This is a genomic window from Tabrizicola sp. (assembly GCF_041911175.1).
Lineage (GTDB): Bacteria > Pseudomonadota > Alphaproteobacteria > Rhodobacterales > Rhodobacteraceae > Tabrizicola.
Map to the genome: position 1 here is coordinate 78021 of NZ_JAYRPN010000018.1, position 22942 is coordinate 100962.

The following is a 22942-nucleotide window of genomic DNA, read 5'->3' on the forward strand; positions in this document are numbered from 1 at the left end:
TTCTCCGGTCACTCGGCGGCAAGTCTATGATCGGGATGGCGCAAATCGCCAGCCTCGGCGGCCTGAATCGCGGCCTTCATCCGTGCGGCCAATACGCGCACGTTCGGTTCCAGCACCATCGCGTCGTGGTCGCCGGGCACTTCCACCACCTCCAGCCGGGGCGCAAAGGGCGTCCACAGGTTGTCGGGGTAGACATACTCCCGTGCAGAGGAGACCCAGTTGCCCCCCGTCACCTTCCAGCGGCGGTCGAGCGGCGGGCGGTAGAGGACGACCTTGCCTTCTTCCCAGCCCTTGAGATCGTAGACGCCGATGGCATGTCGGAAGGCGGCCTCGATGGATGCGTTGTGGAAGGACGGCACGGTCGGATCGGGCTCGTTCGCGGCCTTGGCGCGGCGCGAGCGTTCCCATTCCCAGCGCCTGCGCGCCCATTCCGCCAGGAATTGCGGTCCTCCGGCGCGAAGCTCGGCCAGCTTGATCATCGCCTTGTCGGGCTTAGTGAGATGCGGTCGGACGGGCAGGGGCGTGTCGAGCAGCACCATCAGCGCCACCTCTTCGCCCTCGGCGCGCAACTGCCGCCCGATGTCCCAGGCGGTCAGCCCGCCGCCGGAGAAGCCGCCGAGCAGGTAGGGACCCTTCGGCTGCACCTGCCGGATTTCGGCAAGGCAGGAGGCCGCGGCCTCTTCGATGGTCATATGCGGCGCATCTTCGCCGAAAAGCCCCTTGGCCTGCAGCCCGTAGAAGGGCCGGTCGGTGCCCAGCAGGCTGGCGAGGTGGCGCAGGTTCAGGACGTTGCCGAACATGCCGGCGACGAGGAAGAACGGCGTCTTCGGCCCGCCATCGCCCCGGTGCATGGCGACGAGATGGGTGAACTTCGGCCCCGCGGGGTCGGCGAGTTCGGTCGGGGCCGGGGCGCTGTCGTCCTGCGGGCCGATGCGCTCGATGATCAGGGTCGCGCAGCGGGCGATGGTCGGCGCCTCGAACAGGACCGAGATCGGGAAGTCGACCTTCCATTGCCGCCGGATCATCGCGAAGAGGCGGACGGCGATCAGGGAATGGCCGCCGAGGGTGAAGAAGTCGTCTTCCACCCCGACTTCGGCGACGCCGAGAAGGTCGGACCAGAAGCCCGCGAGCGTGCGCTCGACGCTGTTCCTCGGCGCGACATAGGCGGTTTCCAACTCCGGCCGGGCGAAGCCGGGGCCTTCGGTTTCCGTCGCGACCGGGGCGTTGGCCTGTTTCACCAGCGCGTCGAGGTCGAGCGAGGAGACCAGCACCTGTGCCCCGTCCGCAGCGATGGCGCGGAGGAAAGCCTCGGCGCCCTCCGCCGGGCGGATGCCGCCCGCAAGGGCCTGCGCAAGGCGCTGTTCGGCGGGGGAGTGGCCGCGATGGTCGTCGTCGCGGATCACCTCGCGCGGGTTGGGCGGCGCGGGGCGCGCCAGCGCCTCTTCGAAGGCGACCTTGCGGAAGGTGATGCCTTCGACTTCGACCAGCACTTTTCCTGTCGGATCGGTGAGGGTGACATCGAAGCTCGCCACGTCCTCCGCCGGATCGCCCGCCAGCCGCACCCAACTGCGGATTTCGGCCGGGAGCGCGCCGTGGACGCGGATCGCGGTGGTCATCACCGGGGCCCAGACGAAGCCCTCGGCCACCTTGGGCAGAAGCGCGATGCCCCAGCCGGTGCCGATGTCGTAGAGCGCGGGATGGATCGTGCAGGTTGCGGTGTCCTGAACTGCCTGCGTCGGCAGGGCGAGGGTCGCCAGCCCCTCCCGGTTCCCAAGCGCGGTGGCTTTCAACACCTGCCAGCGCGGCCCGAAGGCGATGCGGTCTTCCTGCGCCGAGGGCAGGTTCTCGCCGCCGGGTGCCGTGGCCTTGTCGGGGCAGCGCGCGGCGATGGCCGCTAGGTCGAGCGGCTCGGCCAACGTCGCGAGGGGGGCGACGCCCATCTCGGCGGTCAGCGCCCAGCCCTGCGGCTCCAGCGCGCGGGCTTGCAGACGTTGGTTGCCGTCGCGAGTGCGGGTGAGGGAAACGCGCAGGTCGCGGGGGAGGTCGGCCTCCAACCGCAGGGGGCGGAACACCGTCAGGTCGGTCAGTTGCAGGCCCGGCTTGCCGCCCGCCGCCATCAACGCCTCATGCGCGATCTCGGGCCAGGCGGCGCCGGGCAGGACGGCGGTGCCATCGAGCAGGCGATGGTCGTCCATCACCCAGTGGTCCTTGGTCAGGGTCGCATGAAACCGGGTTTCATCCTCGCCCTTCTGCATCCGCTCCAGCACCAGTTGGCCGGGCAGCGGGGCACCGGCGTCCTTGCCCTGGCGGCGGGCGTCGGCGTCGGCGGCCATGCCGATGCCGGACCAGATGCCCCAGTTGACCGCCGTGACCTTGGTCATGCCCCCGGCCCGGCTGCGGGCGAAGGCGTTCAGGTATTCGTTCGCGGCCACATAGTCGGCCTGACCCGCCGGAGTGATCACGGTCGAGGTCGAGCTGAACAGAACGATCCGGTCGACGCTGCCGTCGGGCAAAAGCGCGTCGAGCAGCTTCGTGCCGTGCACCTTGGGCGACAGCACCGCATCGGCGCTGCCGGGGTCCTTGCCGAGGAGGGGGGCGTCGTCGACGGTGCCTGCGGCGTGAACCACCCCGTAGATCGGGCCGAACTCGGCCTTCACCCGGTCAAAGGCGGCGCGCATGTCCTCGGGGTTGCAGACATCCGCCGCCACCGCCATCACCCGGCCCAGCCGTTCGAGGCGCGAGAGCACCCCGGCGCGGACAGACCCGGCCTCGGGCAGATGCCGCCCGATCAGGGCAACCTTGGCGCGGCGGTCGCGCATCAGGCGTTCGGCGACGGTCACCCCGATCCCGCCGAAGCCGCCGGTGATCACCCAGACCGAGCCTTCCGGCACCTCGGCCTGCGGCGGCAGGGGGGTAGGGACGAGGCGGGATTCGAGCCTGCGGCTGCCACGGATCGCGGCGACGGTCGAGGCGGGGGTGGCGAGCATTTCCTCCAGCACCGCGGAGACGGTTTCCGCCGGGATCGCCTTGCGGCCCTCGGGGAGAGCGACGTCGAGGAGCGAAGCCGTCAACCCCGGCAGTTCGCGCGGCATGACGCGGACGGGACCGGCGACGGTGGCCTTCTCCGGGTAGGGCAGCGCTTCGGTCCGAACCTGCGCGGCGCCGGAGGTGATGACGGTCAGGTGGGGCAGGGGCTTCAGCCCGATCTCGCCCATCGCCTGGCCGAGGAAGAACAGGCTCCAGAAGCCCTGTTCCAGATTGCGCTGGAAGAAGCTGGAGCCGGGGCGGAAGGTCTCGCCTTCCGTGACCAGCCAGAAATGGGCGATCCGCGCAGGGGCAAGCTCGCGCTGCGCAAGGTCGGCGAGGAGCGCGTCATAGCCCTCGCGCCCATGCTCGGGCGCAAGCGTATAGGTGTCGTCCGAGGTGCGGGCGAAGGCGTCTCCGGCGTGGACCGTCACCACCCGGTGCCCGCCGCTGCGCAACCGCTGGACGGCGGCGCGGGCAAGACCCGCCTCGTCGGCGAAGACCAGCCAGGTCAGCGGCGCCCCCAGTTCCGTCTCCACGTCCACCGGACAGTCGGCGGGCATCACCCGCCAGCCGATGCGGTAGCCGAAATCGGTGACGCTCTCGTGCCGTTTCACCGTCACGTCCGCTTCGGTCACCACGGCTGGCTGGCCGCGCTCGATGAAATAGCGGCTGCGCTGGAAGGGATAGGTCGGCAGCGGCACCCGGCGGCGCTTCGCCTCGCCCCACAGTTGCGACAGGTCCGGTTCCGCCCCGCAGGCCCAAAGGCGGCCCAGCGTGGCGATGAAATGGCGGTCGTCGGAGCCGGTGTCGTCGGGGTGGCGCAGGCTGGCCGGAACCGGCTGGCCCCCCATCGCACCGTTGGCTTGCGCCAGCGAGGCCATCGCCCGGCCCGGCCCGACCTCCAGATAGACCCGGTCCGCCTTCTGCCGCAGGGTCGCCATGCCGTCGGCAAAACGCACCGTGTTCCTCAGGTGGGCGACCCAGTAGTCGGGGCTGGTCGCCTCGGCATCGGTCAGGACCTGGCCGGAGCGGTTGGAGATGATCGGGATCCGCGGCGGCGACAGCTGCATGCCCGCAAGATGGGCGCGGAAGGCGGCGAGGATGCCTTCCAGCATCTTCGAATGCGCCGCGATGTCGATGGCGATGCGGGTGGTGTCGATGTCGTCGGCCTTGAGCCGTGCGGCAAGATCTCTGAGACCGGCATCGGGGCCGGAAACCACGGTCAGTTCCGGCGCGTTGACCGAGGCGATGTCGAGATCGCCAAGATAGGGCTTCAGCGCGGCTTCCGACAGCGGGACCGAGAGCATCCCGCCCGCAGGCACCGTGTCGAACAACTGCCCGCGCAAGCGGACCAGCCCGACGCAGGCCTCCAGCGTCATCACCCCCGCCACGCAGGCGGCGGCGTTCTCGCCCATCGAATGCCCGATCAGCATGGCGGGCCGGATGCCCCAGCTTTCCCACAGCTTCGCCAGCGCGACCTCGACGATCAGGATCAGCGGCAACTGCTTCGACGGCTGGCGGAGCGCCTCGGCGGCGGCAGCCTCCTGCCCCTCGGCGGGCAGCCAGAGCGCGCGGGTCTCGGCCTCGGCCTCCCCAAGTGCTGCAAGGCCCCGGTCCATCCATTCGGCGAAGACCGGCTCGGTCTCATACAAATCCCGCGCCATGTTGGGGTATTGCGCGCCACCGCCGGGGAACATGAAGACCACATCCGGCGCGTCGCCCAACCGGCGCTGGGTGAAGACGCGGCGGGGATCGCCTGCCTCCAGCAGCTTCGCGGCTTCTTCATGCGAGGCGGCGACCAGCACACGGCGGTGTTCGAAGGCGCGGCGGCCGTGCTTCAGGGTCCATGCCACGTCGGCCATGTCCTGTTCGGGATGCGTGCGCAGATGGGCGGCAAGGCGCGACGAGGCCTCACCCAAAGCCGACTGGCTGCGGGCCGAAAGGGTGATCAGCTGGAAGGGCCAGTCGGAGGCTTCCGAGGCCGCGACCGCAGGCGCTTCCTGCACGACGACGAAGGCGTTCGTCCCGCCGACCCCCAGCGAGTTCACCCCGGCCCGGCGCGGGCCCATGCGGCGGGGCCAGTCGATCAGGCGGTCGTTGACCCGGAACGGGCTGTTGTCGAAGTCGATGGCGGGGTTCGGCGCTTCGAAGTTCAGGCTGGGCGGCATCTGGCCGTGGTGCAGCGCAAGCGTGGTCTTGATGAGGCTCGCAACCCCCGCCGCCGTATCCAGATGGCCGATGTTGGTCTTGACGCTGCCGATGCGCGCGAAGCCCTTGGCCTCGGTGGTGCGCCGGAAGGCCTCGGTCAGGGCGGCGACTTCGATGGGGTCGCCCAGATAGGTCCCGGTGCCGTGGCATTCGATGTAGTCGACGGTTTCAGCGGGGGTCCCGGCCACGGCCAGAGCGGTCGCGACACAGGCCGATTGCCCCTCGACCGAGGGCGCCAGATAGCCCGCCTTCGCCGCCCCGTCGTTGTTGACGGCACTGCCCTTGATCACGCCCCAGATATGGTCGCCATCGGCGAGTGCATCTTCAAGGCGGCGGAGAAGCACCGTCCCCGCACCTGACCCAAAGACCGTGCCCTGCGCCCGGTGGTCGAAGGCGTGGCAGACACCGTCGGGCGACAGCACCTCGCCCTCCTTGTAGATGTAGCCCCGGCCCTGCGGCAGGTCGATGGTCACGCCCCCGGCCAAGGCCATGTCGCATTCGCCGTTCAGAAGCGCCTGGATCGCATAGTGCGTGGCGACCAGCGAGGTCGAACAGGCGGTCTGCAAGCCAAGGCTTGGCCCCTTCAGGTCGAAGACATGGCTGACGCGGGTGGACAGGAAATCCTTGTCGTTGCCGGTGTGGCGCAGAAGGAACATCCCCGTGCTTTCGACCAGCGCCGGGTTCGAGCAGAGGTTGAAGTAGAAGTAGCTGCCCATCCCGCAGCCAGCAAAGACGCCGATCCGGCCCTTGAAGCCTTCCGGGGTGTGCCCGGCATTTTCCAGCGCCTCCCAGGCCACTTCCAGGAACTGCCGGTGCTGCGGGTCAAGGATCGCGGCTTCCTTGGGCGAGAAGCCGAAGAATTCGGCATCGAAGCGGTCGAAGCCTTCCAGCAGCGCCGCCGCCGGAACGTAGTTCGGGTTGCGCAGCAGGGCGGGGCTTTCACCCGAGGCCAGGATCTCCTCCTCGCTCAGCCGCCGGACCGCCGACCGCCCGTCACGCAGGTTCTGCCAATAGGCCTGGATGTCCGCCGCCCCGGGCAGATGCGCCGCCATCCCCACGATGGCAATATCCGTATCCGCGGGAAGATCCTGCATCAGATCGGTCATGCCCGTTTCCCTTCGACTTGGTTCTGGCGGCGCGGCGTCCGGCTGCAGGGTGCAGGCTGCGACGGCCCGACAAGACGTTTCGACCCGGTTGGCAGCGGGCCGGAACCACGTCTCGGAAGAATCTTACCCACTCTGCACTTGCCCGAAATCCGGGGACCCATCGAGTTCATCAACGATTCGCGCGCTGTCAAAAATTCCCTTGAGCTTTCCTACATTACTCTGCCTAGATGCGCACGGATATTGGGTAAGAAAATGGCCATTCCTGGGTCAAACGCGTTGGTAGACCGCTGATTTCCCTGCTTTGTTGCCGCCACGGCATCAGTGACCCGGAAGCCGTCGCCATGCTGCCCAAGTTTGCTTATTAGAAGGGGGACAAGACCCCATGAGTCCGGGGAATTGCTTAAAGGTGAGTAGATGACGCGCAGCAGGTCCCGCAAGTTGTTGTCCCGTATCCTGTGGCTTGATCCCGGTGCCGGAGACGAGAGCGATTCCGCCGCTGCGCCGATCCCTCCCGCCCCCCTGCCTTCCGCCGAACCCGCTCCGCAGGCAGTGCCCCCGAGGCCCGTGACCACCACCCGGACCCGGTCGCGCTACATGTTCGATGCGCCCGCCTCGGCCCGGACGGCCGACATCTATACCGAGCATTTCGGCCTGACCGCGCGACCCTTCGCGCTGACCCCCGACCCAGATTTCCTGTTCTGGCCGCAGTCGCACCAGCGCGCCTACACGATGCTGGAATACGGCGTGCATGCCCATGCCCCGATCACGCTCATCACCGGCGAGGTGGGCGCGGGCAAGACCACGCTCTTGCTGCATCTGATCCGCTCGCTTGGCTCCGAGGTCCGCGTCGGCCTGATCTCGAACCCGCACGGCTCGCGCGCCGAACTGCTGCGCTGGGTGCTGCACGCGCTGGAGCAGCCTGCCGAGATCGAGGAAAGCTACGTCGACCTCTTCTCGCGCTTCCAGGGCTTCCTCCTGTCGGAATACGCGGCCGGTCGCAATGTAGTGCTGATCTTCGACGAGGCGCAGAACCTCAGTGCCGAGGCGCTGGAGGAGTTGCGGATGTTCATCAACATCAACTCGGGCAAGGACGAGGTCCTGCAACTGGTCCTGATCGGCCAGCCCGAACTGCGCGACCTGGTATCCCGCCCCGACATGCGGCAATTCGCACAACGCGTGGCCGCCAGCTACCACCTGACGGCGATGGATCTGAAGACCGTCCGGGGCTACATTCCGCACCGCCTGAAAGTGGCGGGCTGCAACCGGCGCATCTTCAGCTCCACGGCGGTCAACCTGATCTACGAGGTGACCGGGGGCGTTCCCCGCCTGGTCAACCAACTGTGCGACCTGTCGCTGGTCTATGCCTTCACCAAGGGCAAGCAGGTCGTCAGCCTTGCCACCGTCCAGCAGGTCCTTGATGACGGGGTGTTCTTTTCAGCCAATGCCGCAAGCCCGGCGAACGAGACTGTCGAATGACGTTTGATCCCAAATTCTACCTGTCGCTGATTCTGCGACGCCTGCCGATCATCATCGCCATCATCTTCACGGCGACGATGGCGGGCATCCTCTACGCGGTGTCGATGCCCCCGATCTACCGGGCCGAGGCGCGCCTCCTGATCGAAAGCCCACAGATCCCCGACAACCTCGCCGCCTCGACCGTGGTGTCCACCGCGGACGAGATCCTGCTTGCGATCCAGCAGCGGATCATGACGCGCGAGAACCTGTTCGCCATCGCCAATGCGCACAACCTGTTCGACGGGATGAACCAGAAGACCGAGGAACAGAAGCTGACCCAGATCGCCAACCGGCTGGCGATCTACATGCCGACCAACCAGGGCAACACCGGCGTGGTCATCGTGTCCTTCGCCGCGCCGGAGCCGGAGCTGTCCGCCGACATCACCAACGAGATCGCCGACCAGGTCCTTGCCTGGAGCACCGAGCTGCGCACCCAGGCTTCGGGCAACACGCTGGATTTCTTCGAGCAGGAAGTCCGTCGCCTGACCGAGGAACTGGCGCAGCAGAACGCGGAAATCCTGAAGTTCGAACAGGAAAACCGCGACGCCCTGCCGGAAAGCCTGGAATATCGCCGCACGCGGCAGGCCTCGCAGCAGGAGCGGCTTTTGCAGGTCAACCGCGAGCTTGCCGCGTTGCGCGACCGGCGCGACCGCCTGACCGAACTTTACGCCAACACCGGCCAGCTTGTCGCCTCGGGCGAGGATCGCACCCCCGAACAGGTCCGGCTCGAAGCCGCGCGGCAAGAGCTTGCCTCGGCACTGGTGGTGATGTCGGCGACCAACCCGCGGGTGAAGGCGCTGCAGAAGGAAGTGGCCGCACTGGAAGAGGCGGTGAAGTCGCAGCTTGGTGCCAGCAGCGGCGGCAAGCTGTCGGCCTTCGACGTCCAGATGCTGGATATCGACGGGCAGATTTCCTACCTCGCCGAGCAGAAGACCGGGCTGGAGAAGGATCTCCAGGCGCTTGAGGCCTCGATCGACGCGACGCCGGCCAATTCGATCCGTCTGGCGGAGCTGCAAAGCAACTATGAAACCCTGCGCGTGCAGTACGAGCAGGCCGTTGCCAGCCTCTCCGAAGCCCGGATGGGCGACCGGATCGAGGTCACCGACCGCGGCCAGCGCATCACCGTGATCGAAAAGGCGGTGCCACCGGCCTTTCGTTCGGAACCGAACCGCAAGCGCATCGCCATTGCGTCGTTCGGGGCCGGGGCGATCCTGTCGGGCGCGCTGCTCCTGCTGCTGGAGGTCCTGAACCAGACGGTCCGGCGACCGTCGGAGCTGGTCAGGGCACTGGGCGCGCCGCCCTTCGGCACGGTCGGCTACCTGGACGGCGCCCCACCCCGCTACCGATGGTCGGCAAACCGCCTGGCGATGCTGGCGGTCTTCCTGATCAACATTCCCATCATCCTTCTGGTGGTGCACATCTATATCGCCCCGATCGGCGCGCTGATCGGCCTGGCTCCAACGCCACCGGCAGCCGTTGACGGCGCCGCAACCGTCAAGACCGAGTAGACCGAAATGGAACGGATCCAGTCCGCCCTCGCCAAGGCCCGTTCGGCCCGCGATCGCAAGCTTCAGACCGGCAATTCCGCTGCCGCCGACAGCGGCCCCTGGCAGGAGCTTGCCGAAATCCGCCCCGATCAGGCGCTGCTGGCGCGAAACCGCGTCGTGGCGATGCACCCCGGAAAGAGCGCAGCCAGCTTCGACGTGATGCGCACCAACCTGCTGCGGACGCTGCGTGCGAACTCGTGGACGCGGGTCGCCATCACCTCGCCGACGCCGGGCTGCGGCAAGTCCACCGTGGCGCTGAACCTGGCGTTCAGCCTGGCGCGGTTGACCGACAAGCGCGTGCTCGTGATCGAGCTTGACCTGCGTCGGCCTTCGCTTCTGGGCATGCTGGGCCAGTCCGACGGACCGCAATTCGCCGCCCGGCTGGGAGCGGGAGAGCTGGACATGTCCCAGGTGAAGCGGGTGGGGCCCAACCTTGCTCTGGCGCTCAGCGCGAAGGGCGTGGCGAGCCCGGCCGAGCTTTTGTCGGCCCCGCGCACGGCTGACCTGATCGACGCGCTGGAGGCCCGCCTGCGGCCGGATGTGATCCTGTTCGACATGTCCCCGATGCTGGTCGGCGACGACGCTTTGGCCTTCCTCGACCAGGTCGACTGCGCGCTGATGGTCGCGGCGGCGGAAGAGACGACGGTCGCCGAGATCGAGAAATGCGGCGCGGATCTTGCCAAGCGGACCCAGGTGCTGGGCGTGGTGCTGAACAAGTGCCGCTACATGGAAGACGAGGAATCGCGCGCCTACTCCGAATGAGGCCGACCTGCCGGAAGGCTGCCCGCCACCGGGCGGTCGATCAAACCCGCAAGGGGCCGATTCCTGCCCCGTTGCACCCGATCAGCTGACAATTCGCCGGAAATGACAAAGGGGCCCGCAAGGGGCCCCTCATCCGGTCCAGTTGGAGCGGGCGATGAGATTCGAACTCACGACCCTAACCTTGGCAAGGTTATGCTCTACCCCTGAGCTACGCCCGCACCGTCTGGACGAGAGGGGATGTATAAAGACCAGCGGGGGGGTGCAAGGGGGAAAGTGCAGTGCGACGAAAATTTCTCGCACATTTTCGCTCATGCGGGCACGGGACCAGAGTCCCTGCGCAACGGCATGATGCAGGCGCAGCGTCAAGCCCCGTTTCGGCGCGGTAAACTCGCTGTGAGGTTGGCGCAACCAGCCGCAGAATCGACTTGGATTCGGAAATGTTTTGAATAGGTTGCGCGGCGAAGGCAGATACGCCTTCTTCTGCGACCGCGCCTGCTGCGCTGCCGCAATCTGGAGAAAAGACAATGACCAAATTCGCTCTCGTTCTGGCCGCTTCGGCCCTGACCGCCACCGCCGTCTTCGCGCAGGACGCCGCTCCGGTCGTCGCCGACACCGACGCGAACGGCACCTTCTCGCTGGCCGAAGTGCAGGCTGCTTACGCCTCGGCCACCGAAGAAGCCTTCAAGGCTGCCGACACCGACGCTTCGGGCGAACTGTCGGCTGACGAACTGAAAGCCGCTGTCGACGCCAAGGCGTTCGACGCTGCCTGATCGGCTGCGCCTTGCGCAATCGGGGGCCGTCCTTCGGGGCGGCCCTTTTCTTTTGGCGGTTCGCCGCCGAACCCGGCGCGTGGCGGGAACCGATCCCCGCCTTGCCGCGTCATTCCCACATGAAGGCGGTGCGCCCGCGCTGCCCGTGACAGGAGAAACGACGATGAACACCGACCAGATCGCCGGCAAGTGGAAGCAGATGAAGGGCGAGGCGAAGATTGCCTGGGGCAAGCTGACCGACGACGACCTCGACATCGCCGAGGGCCACAAGGACAAGCTGACCGGCAAGATTCAAGAGCGCTACGGTCGCACCAAGGAAGAAGCGCAGCGGGAAGTCGACGACTTCTTCTCGCGCTACTAGGATGCAAAGGTCGGGTGGGCGACATCGCCCACCCTGATTTCCAGATCCAATCCTTGCCAAAGTCCTAACGCCCACGACCAAGGCATTGATTTCATTAGGCCGAAAAATCTGTCCACCGTGGACAACCCGGAGAGCTTTCCTCTCACTCCAGCTCGATCAGCAAGTCCTTGGCCTCGATCTGGCTGCCCGGATGGACATGGATCGCCTTGACCGTGGCCTCGCGGTCGCAGTGCAGGCCCGTCTCCATCTTCATCGCCTCGATGTTGAGAAGCAGGTCGCCCGCCCGCACCTTCTGCCCGACCGTCACCGCGATCGAGGCGACAGCCCCCGGCATCGGCGCGCCGATATGCGCGGGGTTGCCCTCGGCGGCCTTCGGCTTCGCCGCCGTCTTCGCCTTGATCGCCCGGTTCGGCACCCGGATCACCCGGGGCTGGCCGTTCAGTTCGAAGAACACCCGGACCTCGCCCTCCTCGGTCGTCTCGCCCACAGCCTGCAGCCGGATTTCCAGCGTCTTGCCGGGGTCGATCTCGACCGCGATCTCGTCGCCGGGCTGCATGCCGTAGAAGAAGGTCTGGGTCGGCAGGGTGCGGACGGGGCCGTATTGCCGGTGGCGGCCCATGTAGTCGAGGAAGACCTTGGGATACATGAGGTAGCCGTTCAGGTCCTCGTCATCGACGGTGATCCCGTTCATCTCCTCCGAGACCCGCTTGCGCGTCGCTTCCAGGTCCACCGCAGGCATCGACTTGCCCGGCCGTTCGGTCAGCGGTTTCTCGCCCTTCAGCACCTTCTTCAGGATCCCCTCCGGCCAGCCGCCATGCGGTTGCCCGAGGTTGCCCTTCAGCATGTCGGCCACGCTTTCCGGGAAGGCCACGTCGACCTTGGGGTCCTCGACCTGCGCCCGGGTCAGCCCCTGCGCCACCATCATCAGCGCCATGTCGCCCACCACCTTGGAGGAAGGCGTGACCTTGACGATATCGCCGAACATCCGGTTGGCATCGGCATAGGCCTGCGCCACCTCGTGCCAGCGCTCCTCCAGCCCCAGGCTGCGCGCCTGCGCCTTGAGGTTGGTGAACTGGCCGCCGGGCATCTCGTGCAGGTAGACCTCCGAAGCCGGGGCCTGAAGGCCGGATTCGAAGGCGGTGTACTGCTTGCGCACGGCTTCCCAGTAGTCGGAAATCTGCCGGACTGCGGCGATGTCGATCCCCGTATCCCGGTCGGTGTTCCGCAGCGCCTCGACGATGGAGCCGAGGCAGGGCTGCGAGGTCCCGCCCGAGAAGGCGTCCATCGCCGCATCCACCGCGTCCACGCCCGCGTCGCAGGCGGCCAGCACCGTCGCCGCCGCCGCGCCCGAGGTGTCATGGGTGTGGAAATGGACCGGCAGCCCGATCTCCTGCTTCAGCGCCTTGACCAGTACCCGGGCCGAGGCGGGCTTCAGAAGCCCCGCCATGTCCTTCAGCCCCAGCACATGCGCGCCTGCGGCTTTCAGCTCTTTCGCGCGGTCGAGGTAGTATTTCAGGTCATACTTCGAGCGGGCCGGGTCCAGCAGGTCGCCGGTATAGCAGATCGTCCCCTCGCAAAGCTTGTTCGCCTCCAGCACGGCGTCCATCGCGACGCGCATGTTCTCGACCCAGTTCAGGCTGTCGAACACCCGGAACACGTCCACCCCGGTCTTTGCCGCCTGCAGCACGAAGCTGCGCACCACGTTGTCGGGATAGTTGGTATAGCCCACCCCGTTCGAGGCGCGGAGCAGCATCTGCGTCATCAGGTTCGGCATCGCCGCCCGCAGGTCGCGCAACCGCTGCCAGGGGCATTCCTGCAGGAAGCGGTAGGCCACGTCGAAAGTCGCCCCGCCCCAGCATTCCACGCTGAACAGCTGCGGCAGGTTCGCGGCATAGGCGGGGGCAACCTTGATCATGTCGATCGACCGCATCCGGGTGGCCAGCAGCGACTGGTGCCCGTCGCGCATGGTGGTGTCGGTGAGCAGGACCTTGGTCTGCGCCTTCATCCAGTCGGCCACCGCCTGCGGGCCCTTCTGTTCCAACAGGTTCCGCGTGCCCATGGCCGGTGCGGTCTTGGCCAGCGGAGGCTTCGGTGCCTTCGCCTCGGCCGGGGGCTTGGCGCGGCCCGCCGTCTCGGGGTGACCGTTCACGGTGATGTCGGCGATGTAGAGCAGGATCTTCGTCGCCCGGTCGCGCCGCTTCTTGAAGGCGAACAGCTCGGGCGTCGTGTCGATGAACTTTGTCGTGTAGGTGTCGTTCAGGAAGGTCGGGTGCTTGAGGAGGTTGATCACGAACTCGATGTTCGTCGCCACCCCCCGGATGCGGAATTCGCGCAGCGCCCGGTCCATCCGCGCAATCGCTTTCTCCGGCGTCTGGGCATGGGCCGTGACCTTCACCAGAAGCGAGTCGTAGTAGCGCGTGATCACCGACCCGGCATAGGCGGTGCCGCCATCCAGCCGGATGCCGTTGCCGGTGGCCGAGCGGTAGGCGGTCAGGCGACCATAGTCCGGGATGAAGTTGTTCAGCGGGTCTTCCGTCGTCACCCGGCATTGCAGCGCATGGCCGTTCAGCTTGACCTCGGCTTGGGACGCAACCCCGGTCGCCTCGGGCAAGGTCTTGCCTTCTTCGATCAGGATCTGCGCCTGGACGATGTCGATCCCGGTGACCTCTTCGGTGACGGTATGCTCGACCTGCACCCGGGGGTTCACTTCGATGAAGTAGAACTTGCCGGAGTCCATATCCATCAGGAATTCGACAGTGCCAGCGCATTCATAACCGACATGGCCGCAGATGCGCTTGGCCATCTCGCAGACTTCCTCGCGCTGTTCTTGCGTGAGGTAGGGCGCGGGCGCCCGTTCCACGACCTTCTGGTTGCGGCGCTGCACGGTGCAGTCACGCTCCCAGAGGTGCCAGACATTGCCCGCTTTGTCGCCAAGGATCTGCACCTCGACATGGCGGGCGCGGAGGATCATCTTTTCCAGATACCCCTCGCCATTGCCGAAGGCCGCCTCCGCCTCGCGCCGGCCCTCGCGGACCTTCGCTTCCAGTTCGTCTTCGGACAGGATCGGTCGCATCCCGCGCCCGCCGCCGCCCCAGGAGGCTTTCAGCATCAGCGGATAGCCGACTTCCTTGGCCTGCCGTTTGATCAGCGCCATGTCGTCGCCCAGCACTTCCGTCGCCGGGATGACCGGCACCCCCGCCTCCATTGCCACCCTGCGCGCCGAAGCCTTATCGCCCAAGGCCCGCATCGTATCGGCGCGCGGCCCGATGAAGGTGATCCCCGCCTTGTCGCAGGCATCGACGAAATCCGGGTTCTCGGACAAGAGCCCGTAGCCCGGATGGATCGCATCCGCCCCCGCCATCCGCGCCACCCGGATGATCTCGGGGATGCTGAGGTAGGCGCCGACCGGGGACAGGCCTTCGCCGATCCGGTAGGCCTCGTCCGCCTTGAAGCGGTGGAGCGAAAGCTTGTCCTCCTCGGCGAAGACCGCGACGGTCTTCTTGCCCATCTCGTTCGCCGCCCGCATGACGCGGATCGCGATCTCGCCACGGTTGGCGACCAGGATCTTCTTGAACTCGGGCATCAGCGGCGCTCCCCAGGCAGCAGGACGGGTGCACATTAGGGGTGCTGCGCTGCAGCGCAAGTGACTTTGACGGCGATTTCCAACAGAATTGCGACATGGGCAGGTGTTGCAACCGGCGCTGCGGCTCTGGGGCCTGGCTGGCGGGAACAATGAAGGAACGCTGGCTCTTTCCCCCCGCGCCGATCCGGCTATACTGCCGGGCATGACCGGATGGGACGAAGACCAGGCCTTCGAGGCCGCCGTTGTTCCGCTGTCGCAGCGCGCGATGGCGACGCGGGCGCAGCCTGCGGGGCGGGAGGACTATCTGGACGGCCTGAACCCCGCCCAGCTGGAAGCCGTCCGCGCGCTGGATGGTCCGGTCCTGATGCTCGCGGGGGCGGGGACGGGCAAGACCAAGGCCCTGACCGCCCGGATCGTCCATCTCCTGCACCAGCGCCGCGCCCGTCCGAATGAAATCCTGGCCGTGACCTTCACCAACAAGGCCGCGCGCGAGATGAAGGAGCGGGTCCACCGGATGCTGGGTGAAGTGGCCGAGGGGATGCCCTGGATGGGCACCTTCCACTCGCTGTCGGTCAAGATCCTGCGGCGTCACGCCGAACTGGTGGGGCTGAAGCCGAACTTCACCATTCTCGACACCGATGATCAGATCAGGCTTCTCAAGCAGCTGGTTCTGGCGGCGAACATCGATGAAAAGCGCTGGCCTGCCCGGATGCTGGCGGGACTGATCGACGGCTGGAAGAACCGCGCCTGGACGCCGGAGAAGGTGCCGTCCTCCGAGGCGGGGGCCTACAACAACCGGGGGACCGAGCTTTACGCGGCCTATCAGGACCGCCTGAAGACCCTGAACGCCACCGATTTCGGCGACCTGCTGCTGCATTGCGTCACCATCTTCCAGACGCACCCGGACGTGCTGCAACAATACCAGCGCTGGTTCCGCTACATCCTCGTCGACGAATACCAGGACACCAACGTCGCCCAGTATCTCTGGCTGCGGCTGCTGGCGCAGGCGCACAAGAACATCTGCTGCGTCGGCGACGATGACCAGTCGATCTACGGCTGGCGCGGGGCCGAGGTCGGCAACATCCTGCGCTTCGAGAAGGACTTCCCCGGAGCGCAGGTGATCCGGCTGGAGCAGAACTACCGCTCGACCGGCCATATCCTTGCCGCGGCGAGCGGGATCATCGCGAAGAACGCCGGGCGACTGGGCAAGACGCTGTGGACGGCGGGGGCCTTGGGCGAGAAGGTCCGCCTCATCGGCCACTGGGACGGCGAGGAAGAAGCGCGCTGGATCGGCGAGGAGATCGAGGCGATCCAGCGCGGCACCCGGGGCATGGACCCGGTCGACCTGAACCGCCAGGCGATCCTTGTCCGCGCCAGCCACCAGATGCGGGCCTTCGAGGACCGCTTCCTGACCATCGGACTGCCCTACCGGGTGATCGGCGGCCCGCGCTTCTACGAACGCCAGGAAATCCGCGACGCGATGGCCTATTTCCGGCTTGCCGTCTCGCCGGATGACGACCTCGCCTTCGAGCGGGTGGTGAACCTGCCGAAACGCGGCCTTGGCGACACCGCGCAGTCGAAGATCAACGTGCTGGCGCGGGGGGCGGGGGTGTCGCTTCTGGACGGCGCGCGGGAGGCCTTGGCGAAGGGGGTGATCCCCGGCAAGGGGGCCGCGCAGTTGCGGGCCTTTGTGGAAGGGGTCGACCGCTGGCATGCGGCGACCTTCCACCCCGAATACGACCACATCCGGCTGGCCGAAACGATCCTGGAGGAGTCCGGCTACACCGAGATGTGGCAGAACGACAAGACGCCGGAGGCGCCGGGGCGGCTGGACAACCTCAAGGAACTGATCAAGGCGCTGGAGCAGTTCGACAACCTTCAGGGGTTCCTCGAACACGTCTCCCTGATCATGGACAACGAGACCGAGGGGGCGGAGGAGAAGGTCACGATCATGACCCTCCACGCCGCCAAGGGGCTGGAGTTCCCGGTGATCTTCCTGCCGGGGTGGGAGGACGGGCTCTTCCCCAGCCAGCGCAGCATGGATGAGTCCGGGCTGAAGGGGTTGGAGGAGGAACGGCGGCTGGCCTATGTCGGGATCACCCGGGCGGAGGAGGTCTGCACGATCAGCTTTGCCAGCAACCGGCGGGTCTACGGGCAGTGGCAGTCGCAGCTTCCCAGCCGGTTCATCGACGAGTTGCCGGTGGATCATGTCGAGGTGCTGACGGCCCCCGGCCTGTATGGCGGGGGCTATGGGGCGGCGGCTCCGGTGGGGTTCGGGTCGAGCCTGGAGGACCGGGTCTCGAAGGCGGACGTCTACAATTCGCCGGGCTGGCGGCGGCTCCAGGAGAACCAGTCGCACCGCCCCGTACGCCAGCCTCAGGAGGCGCGGCATGTGGTGATCGACATGGAGGCGGCCTCGCCCTATGTGATCGGAGACCGGGTCTTCCACCAGAAGTTCGGCTACGGCGAGATCATGGGGATCGAGGGCGACAAGCTGGACATCGAGTTCGATCATGCCGGGACGAAGAAGGTCGTGGCCCGCTGGGTGATCCCGGCGGATCAGGTGGGTGACGTGCCGTTCTGAGGCGATGTGTCCACGGTGGACAGATTTTTGGAGTCAACGATTTCAATGGGTTGGTCGCGGACATTAGGAATTTGGCAACGTTTGCCCAGAGGGCTGCAAGGGACTTGAAGGGGACTTGCGCGTCAGTTGTCTGCCGCGGCAAGTTGGTCAAAATCCTGGGGGTAAGTTCATGGCGGACGCGGTCGATCTGACGCAGATTGCCGACCTTCTGCAGACCCGCGCGGCAGGCGGCGAGCGGGTCATCGCGGCCATTGCGGGGGCGCCGGGGTCGGGGAAATCGACGCTGGCCGACAAGCTGGCGGGCAAGCTGAACGGGCGCCAGCCGGGGCTGGCGGCGGTGTTGCCGATGGACGGCTATCACTATGACGATCTTTATCTCGTCCCGGCGGGGCTGCGGCCAAGGAAGGGCGCGCCGATGACCTTTGATGTCGGCGGGCTTTACCACACACTTCTCCGCCTGCGGGCGCGGGAGGAGGCGGAGGTGGCGGTTCCTGTCTTCGACCGCAAGATCGAGATCGCCCGCGCCGGGGCGCGGCTGATCCCGAGGGAGGTGCCGGTGATCGTGGTCGAGGGGAACTGGCTCTTGCTCAACCAGTCGCCCTGGGACCGGCTGCACCCGATGTTCGACCTGACGGTGATGGTCGAGGTCCCCGAACACGCCCTGCGCGCCCGGCTGCGGGGGCGGTGGGAGCGGCTGGGGCTGACAGAAGCGGAAATCATCGAGAAGCTTGAGGAGAACGACCTGCCGAACGGGCGTTGGGTGCGCGACGGGTCGATTGCGGCGGATCATGTGATCCGCAACGGATAGGCGTTCCGGCGCGACAAATTCCCCACAGCGAAGACCTGCATTCGCGCTGGCCTTGCAAGCGGTTTGGCGCTAGTCTGACCAGCGAAGACCTGGGGGATACACCCGGGCTTCCAAAGGCAGAGCAGGCGTAACAGGCGGTTTTCCATGACTGAAATGGTCTATGGCTCCAATCCCGTTCGGGTATCCGAGCCGGTCATCCCCCGGTGGTGGCGCACCATCGACAAATGGGTGCTGACCAGCGTCTTCATCCTCTTCGGGGTGGGGCTGCTGCTGGGCCTCGCCGCAAGCGTGCCATTGGCAACGCGGAACGGGCTGGAGCCGTTCTACTATGTCCAGCGGCAGGCCTTCTTCGGGGGCGTGGCGCTGGTGGTGATGATCGGCATCTCGATGATGCCGCCCGACATGGTGCGGCGGCTTGGGGTGATGGGCTTCGCCGTCTCGATGGTCGCGCTGATGCTCTTGCCGGTCGCGGGGACGGATTTCGGCAAGGGTGCGGTGCGGTGGTTCTCGTTCGGCTTCGCGAGCGTACAACCGTCTGAGTTCCTGAAGCCCGGCTTCGTGATCGTGGTGGCCTGGCTGATCGCGGCCAGCCAGGACCTGAACGGGCCGCCCGGCAAGATCCTGTCCTTCGTGCTGACGGTGGTGGTGGTGGGGTTCCTGGCGATGCAGCCGGACTTCGGCCAGTCGGCGCTGGTGCTGTTCGCCTGGGGGGTGGTCTATTTCGTCGGCGGGGCGCCGATGCTGCTGATCGGGATCGTCGGCGGGCTGGTCGGCGTGGGCGGGCTGGCGTTCTACGAAAGCTCCGAACACTTCGCGCGGCGGATCGACGGGTTCCTGTCGCCGGATGTCGACCCCCGGACCCAGCTTGGCTATGCGGCCAACGCGATCCAGGAGGGCGGGTTCTTCGGCGTGGGCGTGGGCGAGGGCCAGGTGAAATGGTCGCTGCCCGATGCGCATACCGATTTCATCATCGCGGTCGCGGCGGAAGAATACGGGCTCTTGCTGGTGCTGGGTATCCTGGCGCTCTACTGCGTCATCGTGGTGCGGTCGCTGTGGCGGCTGCTGCCGGAGCGTGATCCGTTCGCCCGGTTGGCGGGGGCGGGGATGGCCTGCATCTTCGGGGTGCAGGCGATGATCAACATGGGTGTCGCGGTGCGGCTCTTGCCGGCCAAGGGGATGACGCTGCCCTTCGTGTCCTACGGCGGGTCGTCGGTCATCGCCGCCGGGATCACGCTGGGGATGCTCTTGGCGCTGACGCGGGAACGCCCGCGCGGGCAGATGAGCGACGTGTTCCGGCGGGGGCGCTGATGGATTTGCTGACCGCGAGCCCCCCCACCCCGGCCCTCCCCCACGGTGGGGGGAGGGAGGCGCCTGGTGCAGCCGGAGGTCCCGGACGATGAGCGGCAGGCTTCTTCTTATTGCGGCGGGGGGCACGGGGGGGCATATGTTCCCGGCGCAGGCTCTGGCCGAGGCGATGCTGGCGCGGGGCTGGCGGGTGAAGCTGTCGACCGATGATCGGGGCGCGCGCTATGCGGGTGGCTTCCCGGCGGCGGTGGTGGTGGAGCGGGTGGCGAGCGCCACCTTCGCGCGGGGCGGGGTGGCGGCGAAGCTTCTGGTGCCTTTCCGCATTCTGGGCGGGGTTCTGGGTGCGCTGGTGTCGCAGATGCGCGACCGGCCTGCGGTGGTGGTGGGGTTCGGGGGATACCCGTCGATCCCGGCGCTGTCGGCGGCCTGGGTGTTGCGGCGGCCGCGGATGATCCATGAGCAGAACGGGGTTCTGGGCCGAGTGAACCAGGTTTTCGCGCGGCGGGTGGACAAGGTCGCCTGCGGGACCTGGCCCACGGCCTTGCCCGCGGGCGTTGTGGGCGATCCGACCGGCAATCCGGTGCGGCAAGCGGTCTTGGACCGGGCTTCGGCGCCCTACATCCCGCCCGGAGATTATCCGATGGCGCTGGTGGTGATCGGCGGCAGCCAGGGCGCGCGGATCCTGTCGGACGTGGTGCCTGCGGCGGTGGCGCTGTTGCCGGAGGGGTTGCGGGCGAACCTGCGGGTGGCGCATCAGGCGCGGGACGAGGATGCGGCGCGGGCGGCGGCGGGGTATGAGGCGGCGGGCGTCAGGGCGGAGATTGCTCCGTTCTTCGCGGATATTCCCCGGCGGCTGTCGGAGGCTCAGCTGGTGATCAGCCGGTCGGGAGCGTCGTCGGTGGCGGACATCAGCGTGATCGGGCGCCCGGCGATCCTGATCCCTTATGCGGCAGCGACGGGGGACCATCAGACGGCGAATGCGAAGGGGCTTTCTGACGCAGCAGCGGCGGTGGTGATCCAGGAGAAGGCGCTTGACGCGGAAGGCCTCGCGGGCCACATCGCCGCGATCCTGGAAGACCCGATGAAGGCCGAGACGATGGCGCGGGCGGCTTTGGGGGAGGGCAAGCCGGACGCGACGGCTCGGCTGGTGGCCCTGGTGGAAGAGTTAGGCGGAGTAGAGTCATGAACGCAGCAACCAAGCTTCCGCTGGAGCTGGGGCCGATCCATTTCGTGGGGATCGGGGGCATCGGCATGTCCGGGATCGCCGAGGTGCTGATGACGCTGGGCTATCCGGTGCAGGGCTCGGACGCGAAGGCGTCGAAGATCACCGACCGGCTGGTGACGCTGGGCGCCCAGTTCTTCGAGGGGCAGCGGGCGGAAAACATCGGCGACGGGGTGTCGGTGGTGGTGATCTCCTCCGCGATCAAGAAGGGCAACCCGGAGCTGGAGGAAGCGCGGCGCCGGAAGCTGCCGGTGGTGCGCCGGGCGGAGATGCTGGCGGAACTGATGCGCCTGCGGTCGAACATCGCGATTGCCGGGACGCATGGCAAGACGACGACGACGACGATGGTGGCGACGCTTCTGGACAAAGGCGGGTTCGATCCGACGGTGATCAATGGCGGGGTGATCCACGCCTATGGCTCGAACGCGCGGGCGGGCGCGGGGGAGTGGATGGTGGTGGAGGCGGACGAGTCGGATGGCTCTTTCAACCGGCTGCCCGCGACGATTGCCATCGTGACCAACATCGACCCCGAGCATATGGAGCATTGGGGCACTTTCGATGCGCTGCGGAAAGGGTTCCTGGATTTCGTCTCGAACGTGCCGTTCTACGGGCTGGCTGTGTGCTGCACGGATCATCCCGAGGTGCAGGCTTTGGTCGGGCGGGTGACGGACCGGCGGGTGGTGACCTTCGGCTTCAACGCCCAGGCGGATGTGCGGGCGGTGAACCTGACTTACGAGAACGGGGTGGCGCATTTCGACGTGGCGCTGCAGGGCGAGGGTGGGGTGATCGAGGGCTGCACCCTGCCGATGCCGGGGGACCACAATGTCAGCAATGCCCTGTCCGCAGTGGCGGTGGCGCGACATCTGGGGATGAAGAAGGACGAGATCCGCGAGGCTTTGGCCGGGTTCGCGGGCGTGAACCGGCGGTTTACCCGGGTGGGCGAGGTGGGGGGCGTCACGATCATCGACGACTACGGGCATCACCCGGTGGAGATCGCCGCCGTGCTGAAGGCGGCGCGGCAGGCGACCAAGGGGCGGATCATCGCGGTGCATCAGCCGCATCGCTATACCCGCCTCAGCCACCTGTTCGAGGAATTCTGCACCTGCTTCAACGAGGCCGACGTGGTCGCCATCGCCGAGGTCTATGCGGCGGGGGAGGACCCGATTCCGGGGGCCAGCCGCGACGATCTGGTGGCGGGGCTGATCGCCCACGGGCATCGGCACGCGCGGGCGCTGCAGGACGAGGGCGAGTTGGTGCGACTGGTGAAGGAACAGGCGCGGCCGGGGGACATGGTGGTGTGCCTCGGCGCCGGGACGATCAGCGGCTGGGCCAATGCGCTGCCGGCAAAGCTTTTGGGCAAGGCGGCATGAGGGGGGACAAGACTTTTCGAAAAGTCTTGCAAATTCCTTCGAAGGAATTTGGGCCCTTGAGCCGACCGGGCTGCCTCGCATGAGCGTGCCGCTGGTCCTCGGCTGCATCTGGGTGCTGGCTGCGGCGGCCACCGCGATGTTGCCGATGCGGCGGCAGATGGTGCCGGGGCTGGCGCTCTTGGCTGCGGCCCCCGTCCTGCTGGTCTGGATCGGCCTTGTCCACGGCTGGCTGTGGCTGGCCATCGGCCTCTTCGCCTTCCTGTCGATGTTCCGCAATCCGCTGCTTTACGTCCTGCGTCGGGCGATGGGCCGTCCGGCACGGCTGCCGAAGGAACTGGAGAAGTGATGCTGCCCCTGGCCCTGTGTCTGGTCTGGCTGATCGCGGCGAATGTGATCGGGATGTTCCCGTCACGCGACCTGCATTGGCGGGCGGCCTATGTGATGATCGCCATCGGCGTGCCGCTCCTGGGCTGGGCGACGTGGGAGAGCGGTCCGGTGGTTGGCCTCGTGCTGTTGGCGGCGGGGGCGTCGATCCTGCGCTGGCCGGTGGTCTTCTTCTGGCGCTGGCTGCGCCGTCAGGTGGGCTAGGGCGATGCCGGGTCTGGTCTGGGTGATCGGAGGGGGGACCATCGTCTTCGCCGGGGTTATCGCCCATGCCATGACGCGGCGCTATGGCTGGGGCGCCGCGCTCGCGCTTCCGGTGCTTGCGCTGGCCCTGATGATCGCGATGCAGTGGCAACGACAGGGGCTGTCCGCCGCCGAAGGGGTGCAGAT

The 22942-nt window shown here is 67.1% G+C and carries 15 protein-coding genes and 1 tRNA gene; 13 read left to right on the forward strand and 3 right to left on the reverse strand.

All coding sequences use genetic code 11. The features are described from left to right. Nucleotides 1-8: 8 nt before the first annotated feature. Nucleotides 9-6341, reverse strand: a complete 6333-nt coding sequence (locus ACE3P6_RS02775; protein ID WP_374391430.1) for an SDR family NAD(P)-dependent oxidoreductase — start codon at nt 6339-6341, stop codon at nt 9-11. 564 nt (nt 6342-6905) lie between these two features. Between ACE3P6_RS02775 and ACE3P6_RS02780 the strand changes: the two genes are divergently transcribed. Genes ACE3P6_RS02780 through ACE3P6_RS02790 form a run of 3 tightly spaced genes read left to right on the forward strand, consistent with a single transcriptional unit; the run spans nt 6906 to nt 10165 of the window. After that, nucleotides 6906-7817 (forward strand): ExeA family protein, encoded by a 912-nt coding sequence (locus tag ACE3P6_RS02780; protein WP_374373112.1) that lies wholly within the window; start codon nt 6906-6908, stop codon nt 7815-7817. Then, nucleotides 7814-9364, forward strand: a complete 1551-nt coding sequence (locus ACE3P6_RS02785; protein ID WP_374391431.1) for a GumC family protein — start codon at nt 7814-7816, stop codon at nt 9362-9364. Before ACE3P6_RS02780 ends, ACE3P6_RS02785 begins: the two co-directional genes overlap by 4 nt. Nucleotides 9365-9370: 6 nt before the next feature. Next, nucleotides 9371-10165 carry a CpsD/CapB family tyrosine-protein kinase gene (locus tag ACE3P6_RS02790; protein ID WP_374391432.1) on the forward strand — a complete coding sequence of 265 codons (795 nt, stop codon included), beginning with the start codon at nt 9371-9373 and terminating at the stop codon, nt 10163-10165. Nucleotides 10166-10308: 143 nt separating this feature from the next. On the opposite strand, the gene ACE3P6_RS02795 is transcribed toward ACE3P6_RS02790, so the two are convergent. After that, nucleotides 10309-10383: transfer RNA gene (locus ACE3P6_RS02795), tRNA-Gly, on the reverse strand. Between the two features lie 306 nt (nt 10384-10689). On the opposite strand from ACE3P6_RS02795, the gene ACE3P6_RS02800 reads away from it, so the two are divergent. Then, nucleotides 10690-10935 carry an EF-hand domain-containing protein gene (locus ACE3P6_RS02800; protein WP_374391433.1) on the forward strand — a complete coding sequence of 82 codons (246 nt, stop codon included), beginning with the start codon at nt 10690-10692 and terminating at the stop codon, nt 10933-10935. A gap of 163 nt (nt 10936-11098) precedes the next feature. Further along, nucleotides 11099-11296 carry a CsbD family protein gene (locus ACE3P6_RS02805; protein WP_374391434.1) on the forward strand — a complete coding sequence of 66 codons (198 nt, stop codon included), beginning with the start codon at nt 11099-11101 and terminating at the stop codon, nt 11294-11296. Nucleotides 11297-11438: 142 nt separating this feature from the next. Here ACE3P6_RS02805 and ACE3P6_RS02810 read toward each other — a convergent pair whose 3' ends face one another. Then, nucleotides 11439-14879, reverse strand: a complete 3441-nt coding sequence (locus ACE3P6_RS02810; RefSeq protein WP_374391435.1) for a pyruvate carboxylase — start codon at nt 14877-14879, stop codon at nt 11439-11441. A gap of 202 nt (nt 14880-15081) precedes the next feature. Between ACE3P6_RS02810 and ACE3P6_RS02815 the strand changes: the two genes are divergently transcribed. From ACE3P6_RS02815 to ACE3P6_RS02850, 8 genes are all read left to right on the forward strand, one after another. Further along, the gene (locus ACE3P6_RS02815) at nt 15082-17463 is read left to right on the forward strand and encodes an ATP-dependent helicase (protein WP_374391436.1); all 2382 of its coding nucleotides are present in this window, start codon (nt 15082-15084) and stop codon (nt 17461-17463) included. Nucleotides 17464-17632: 169 nt separating this feature from the next. Continuing rightward, nucleotides 17633-18271: a nucleoside/nucleotide kinase family protein gene (locus ACE3P6_RS02820; RefSeq protein WP_374391437.1), complete on the forward strand. Its 639-nt coding sequence runs from the start codon at nt 17633-17635 to the stop codon at nt 18269-18271. 144 nt (nt 18272-18415) lie between these two features. Then, a complete protein-coding gene (locus ACE3P6_RS02825) occupies nt 18416-19579 on the forward strand; it encodes a putative peptidoglycan glycosyltransferase FtsW (protein WP_374391438.1) in 1164 nt (387 codons plus the stop codon). A gap of 88 nt (nt 19580-19667) precedes the next feature. Then, nucleotides 19668-20762 carry a UDP-N-acetylglucosamine--N-acetylmuramyl-(pentapeptide) pyrophosphoryl-undecaprenol N-acetylglucosamine transferase gene (locus ACE3P6_RS02830; RefSeq protein WP_374391440.1) on the forward strand — a complete coding sequence of 365 codons (1095 nt, stop codon included), beginning with the start codon at nt 19668-19670 and terminating at the stop codon, nt 20760-20762. Continuing rightward, nucleotides 20759-22168, forward strand: coding sequence for a UDP-N-acetylmuramate--L-alanine ligase (gene murC, locus ACE3P6_RS02835; protein ID WP_374391442.1), 1410 nt, complete (start codon nt 20759-20761; stop codon nt 22166-22168). Before ACE3P6_RS02830 ends, murC begins: the two co-directional genes overlap by 4 nt. Before the next feature lie 79 nt (nt 22169-22247). Further along, complete coding sequence (locus ACE3P6_RS02840; RefSeq protein WP_374391444.1) at nt 22248-22514, forward strand: DUF2484 family protein; 267 nt, start codon at nt 22248-22250, stop codon at nt 22512-22514. Continuing rightward, complete coding sequence (locus tag ACE3P6_RS02845) at nt 22514-22756, forward strand: DUF2484 family protein (RefSeq protein WP_294984018.1); 243 nt, start codon at nt 22514-22516, stop codon at nt 22754-22756. Before ACE3P6_RS02840 ends, ACE3P6_RS02845 begins: the two co-directional genes overlap by 1 nt. 4 nt (nt 22757-22760) lie before the next feature. Beyond that, the coding region (locus ACE3P6_RS02850) for a hypothetical protein (protein ID WP_374391445.1) at nt 22761-22942 on the forward strand (182 nt) is incomplete at its 3' end.

Bases quoted from the DNA above. Each gene is read 5' to 3' on its own strand.
- ACE3P6_RS02820 (WP_374391437.1), top strand. From the start codon at position 17,633: ATGGCGGACGCGGTCGATCTGACGCAGATTGCCGACCTTCTGCAGACC.
- ACE3P6_RS02825 (WP_374391438.1), top strand. From the start codon at position 18,416: ATGACTGAAATGGTCTATGGCTCCAATCCCGTTCGGGTATCCGAGCCG.
- ACE3P6_RS02810 (WP_374391435.1), bottom strand. From the start codon at position 14,879: ATGCCCGAGTTCAAGAAGATCCTGGTCGCCAACCGTGGCGAGATCGCG.
- ACE3P6_RS02790 (WP_374391432.1), top strand. From the start codon at position 9,371: ATGGAACGGATCCAGTCCGCCCTCGCCAAGGCCCGTTCGGCCCGCGAT.
- ACE3P6_RS02830 (WP_374391440.1), top strand. From the start codon at position 19,668: ATGAGCGGCAGGCTTCTTCTTATTGCGGCGGGGGGCACGGGGGGGCAT.
- ACE3P6_RS02815 (WP_374391436.1), top strand. From the start codon at position 15,082: ATGACCGGATGGGACGAAGACCAGGCCTTCGAGGCCGCCGTTGTTCCG.
- ACE3P6_RS02845 (WP_294984018.1), top strand. From the start codon at position 22,514: ATGCTGCCCCTGGCCCTGTGTCTGGTCTGGCTGATCGCGGCGAATGTG.
- ACE3P6_RS02775 (WP_374391430.1), bottom strand. From the start codon at position 6,341: ATGACCGATCTGATGCAGGATCTTCCCGCGGATACGGATATTGCCATC.
- ACE3P6_RS02805 (WP_374391434.1), top strand. From the start codon at position 11,099: ATGAACACCGACCAGATCGCCGGCAAGTGGAAGCAGATGAAGGGCGAG.
- murC (WP_374391442.1), top strand. From the start codon at position 20,759: ATGAACGCAGCAACCAAGCTTCCGCTGGAGCTGGGGCCGATCCATTTC.
- ACE3P6_RS02785 (WP_374391431.1), top strand. From the start codon at position 7,814: ATGACGTTTGATCCCAAATTCTACCTGTCGCTGATTCTGCGACGCCTG.
- ACE3P6_RS02840 (WP_374391444.1), top strand. From the start codon at position 22,248: ATGAGCGTGCCGCTGGTCCTCGGCTGCATCTGGGTGCTGGCTGCGGCG.
- ACE3P6_RS02800 (WP_374391433.1), top strand. From the start codon at position 10,690: ATGACCAAATTCGCTCTCGTTCTGGCCGCTTCGGCCCTGACCGCCACC.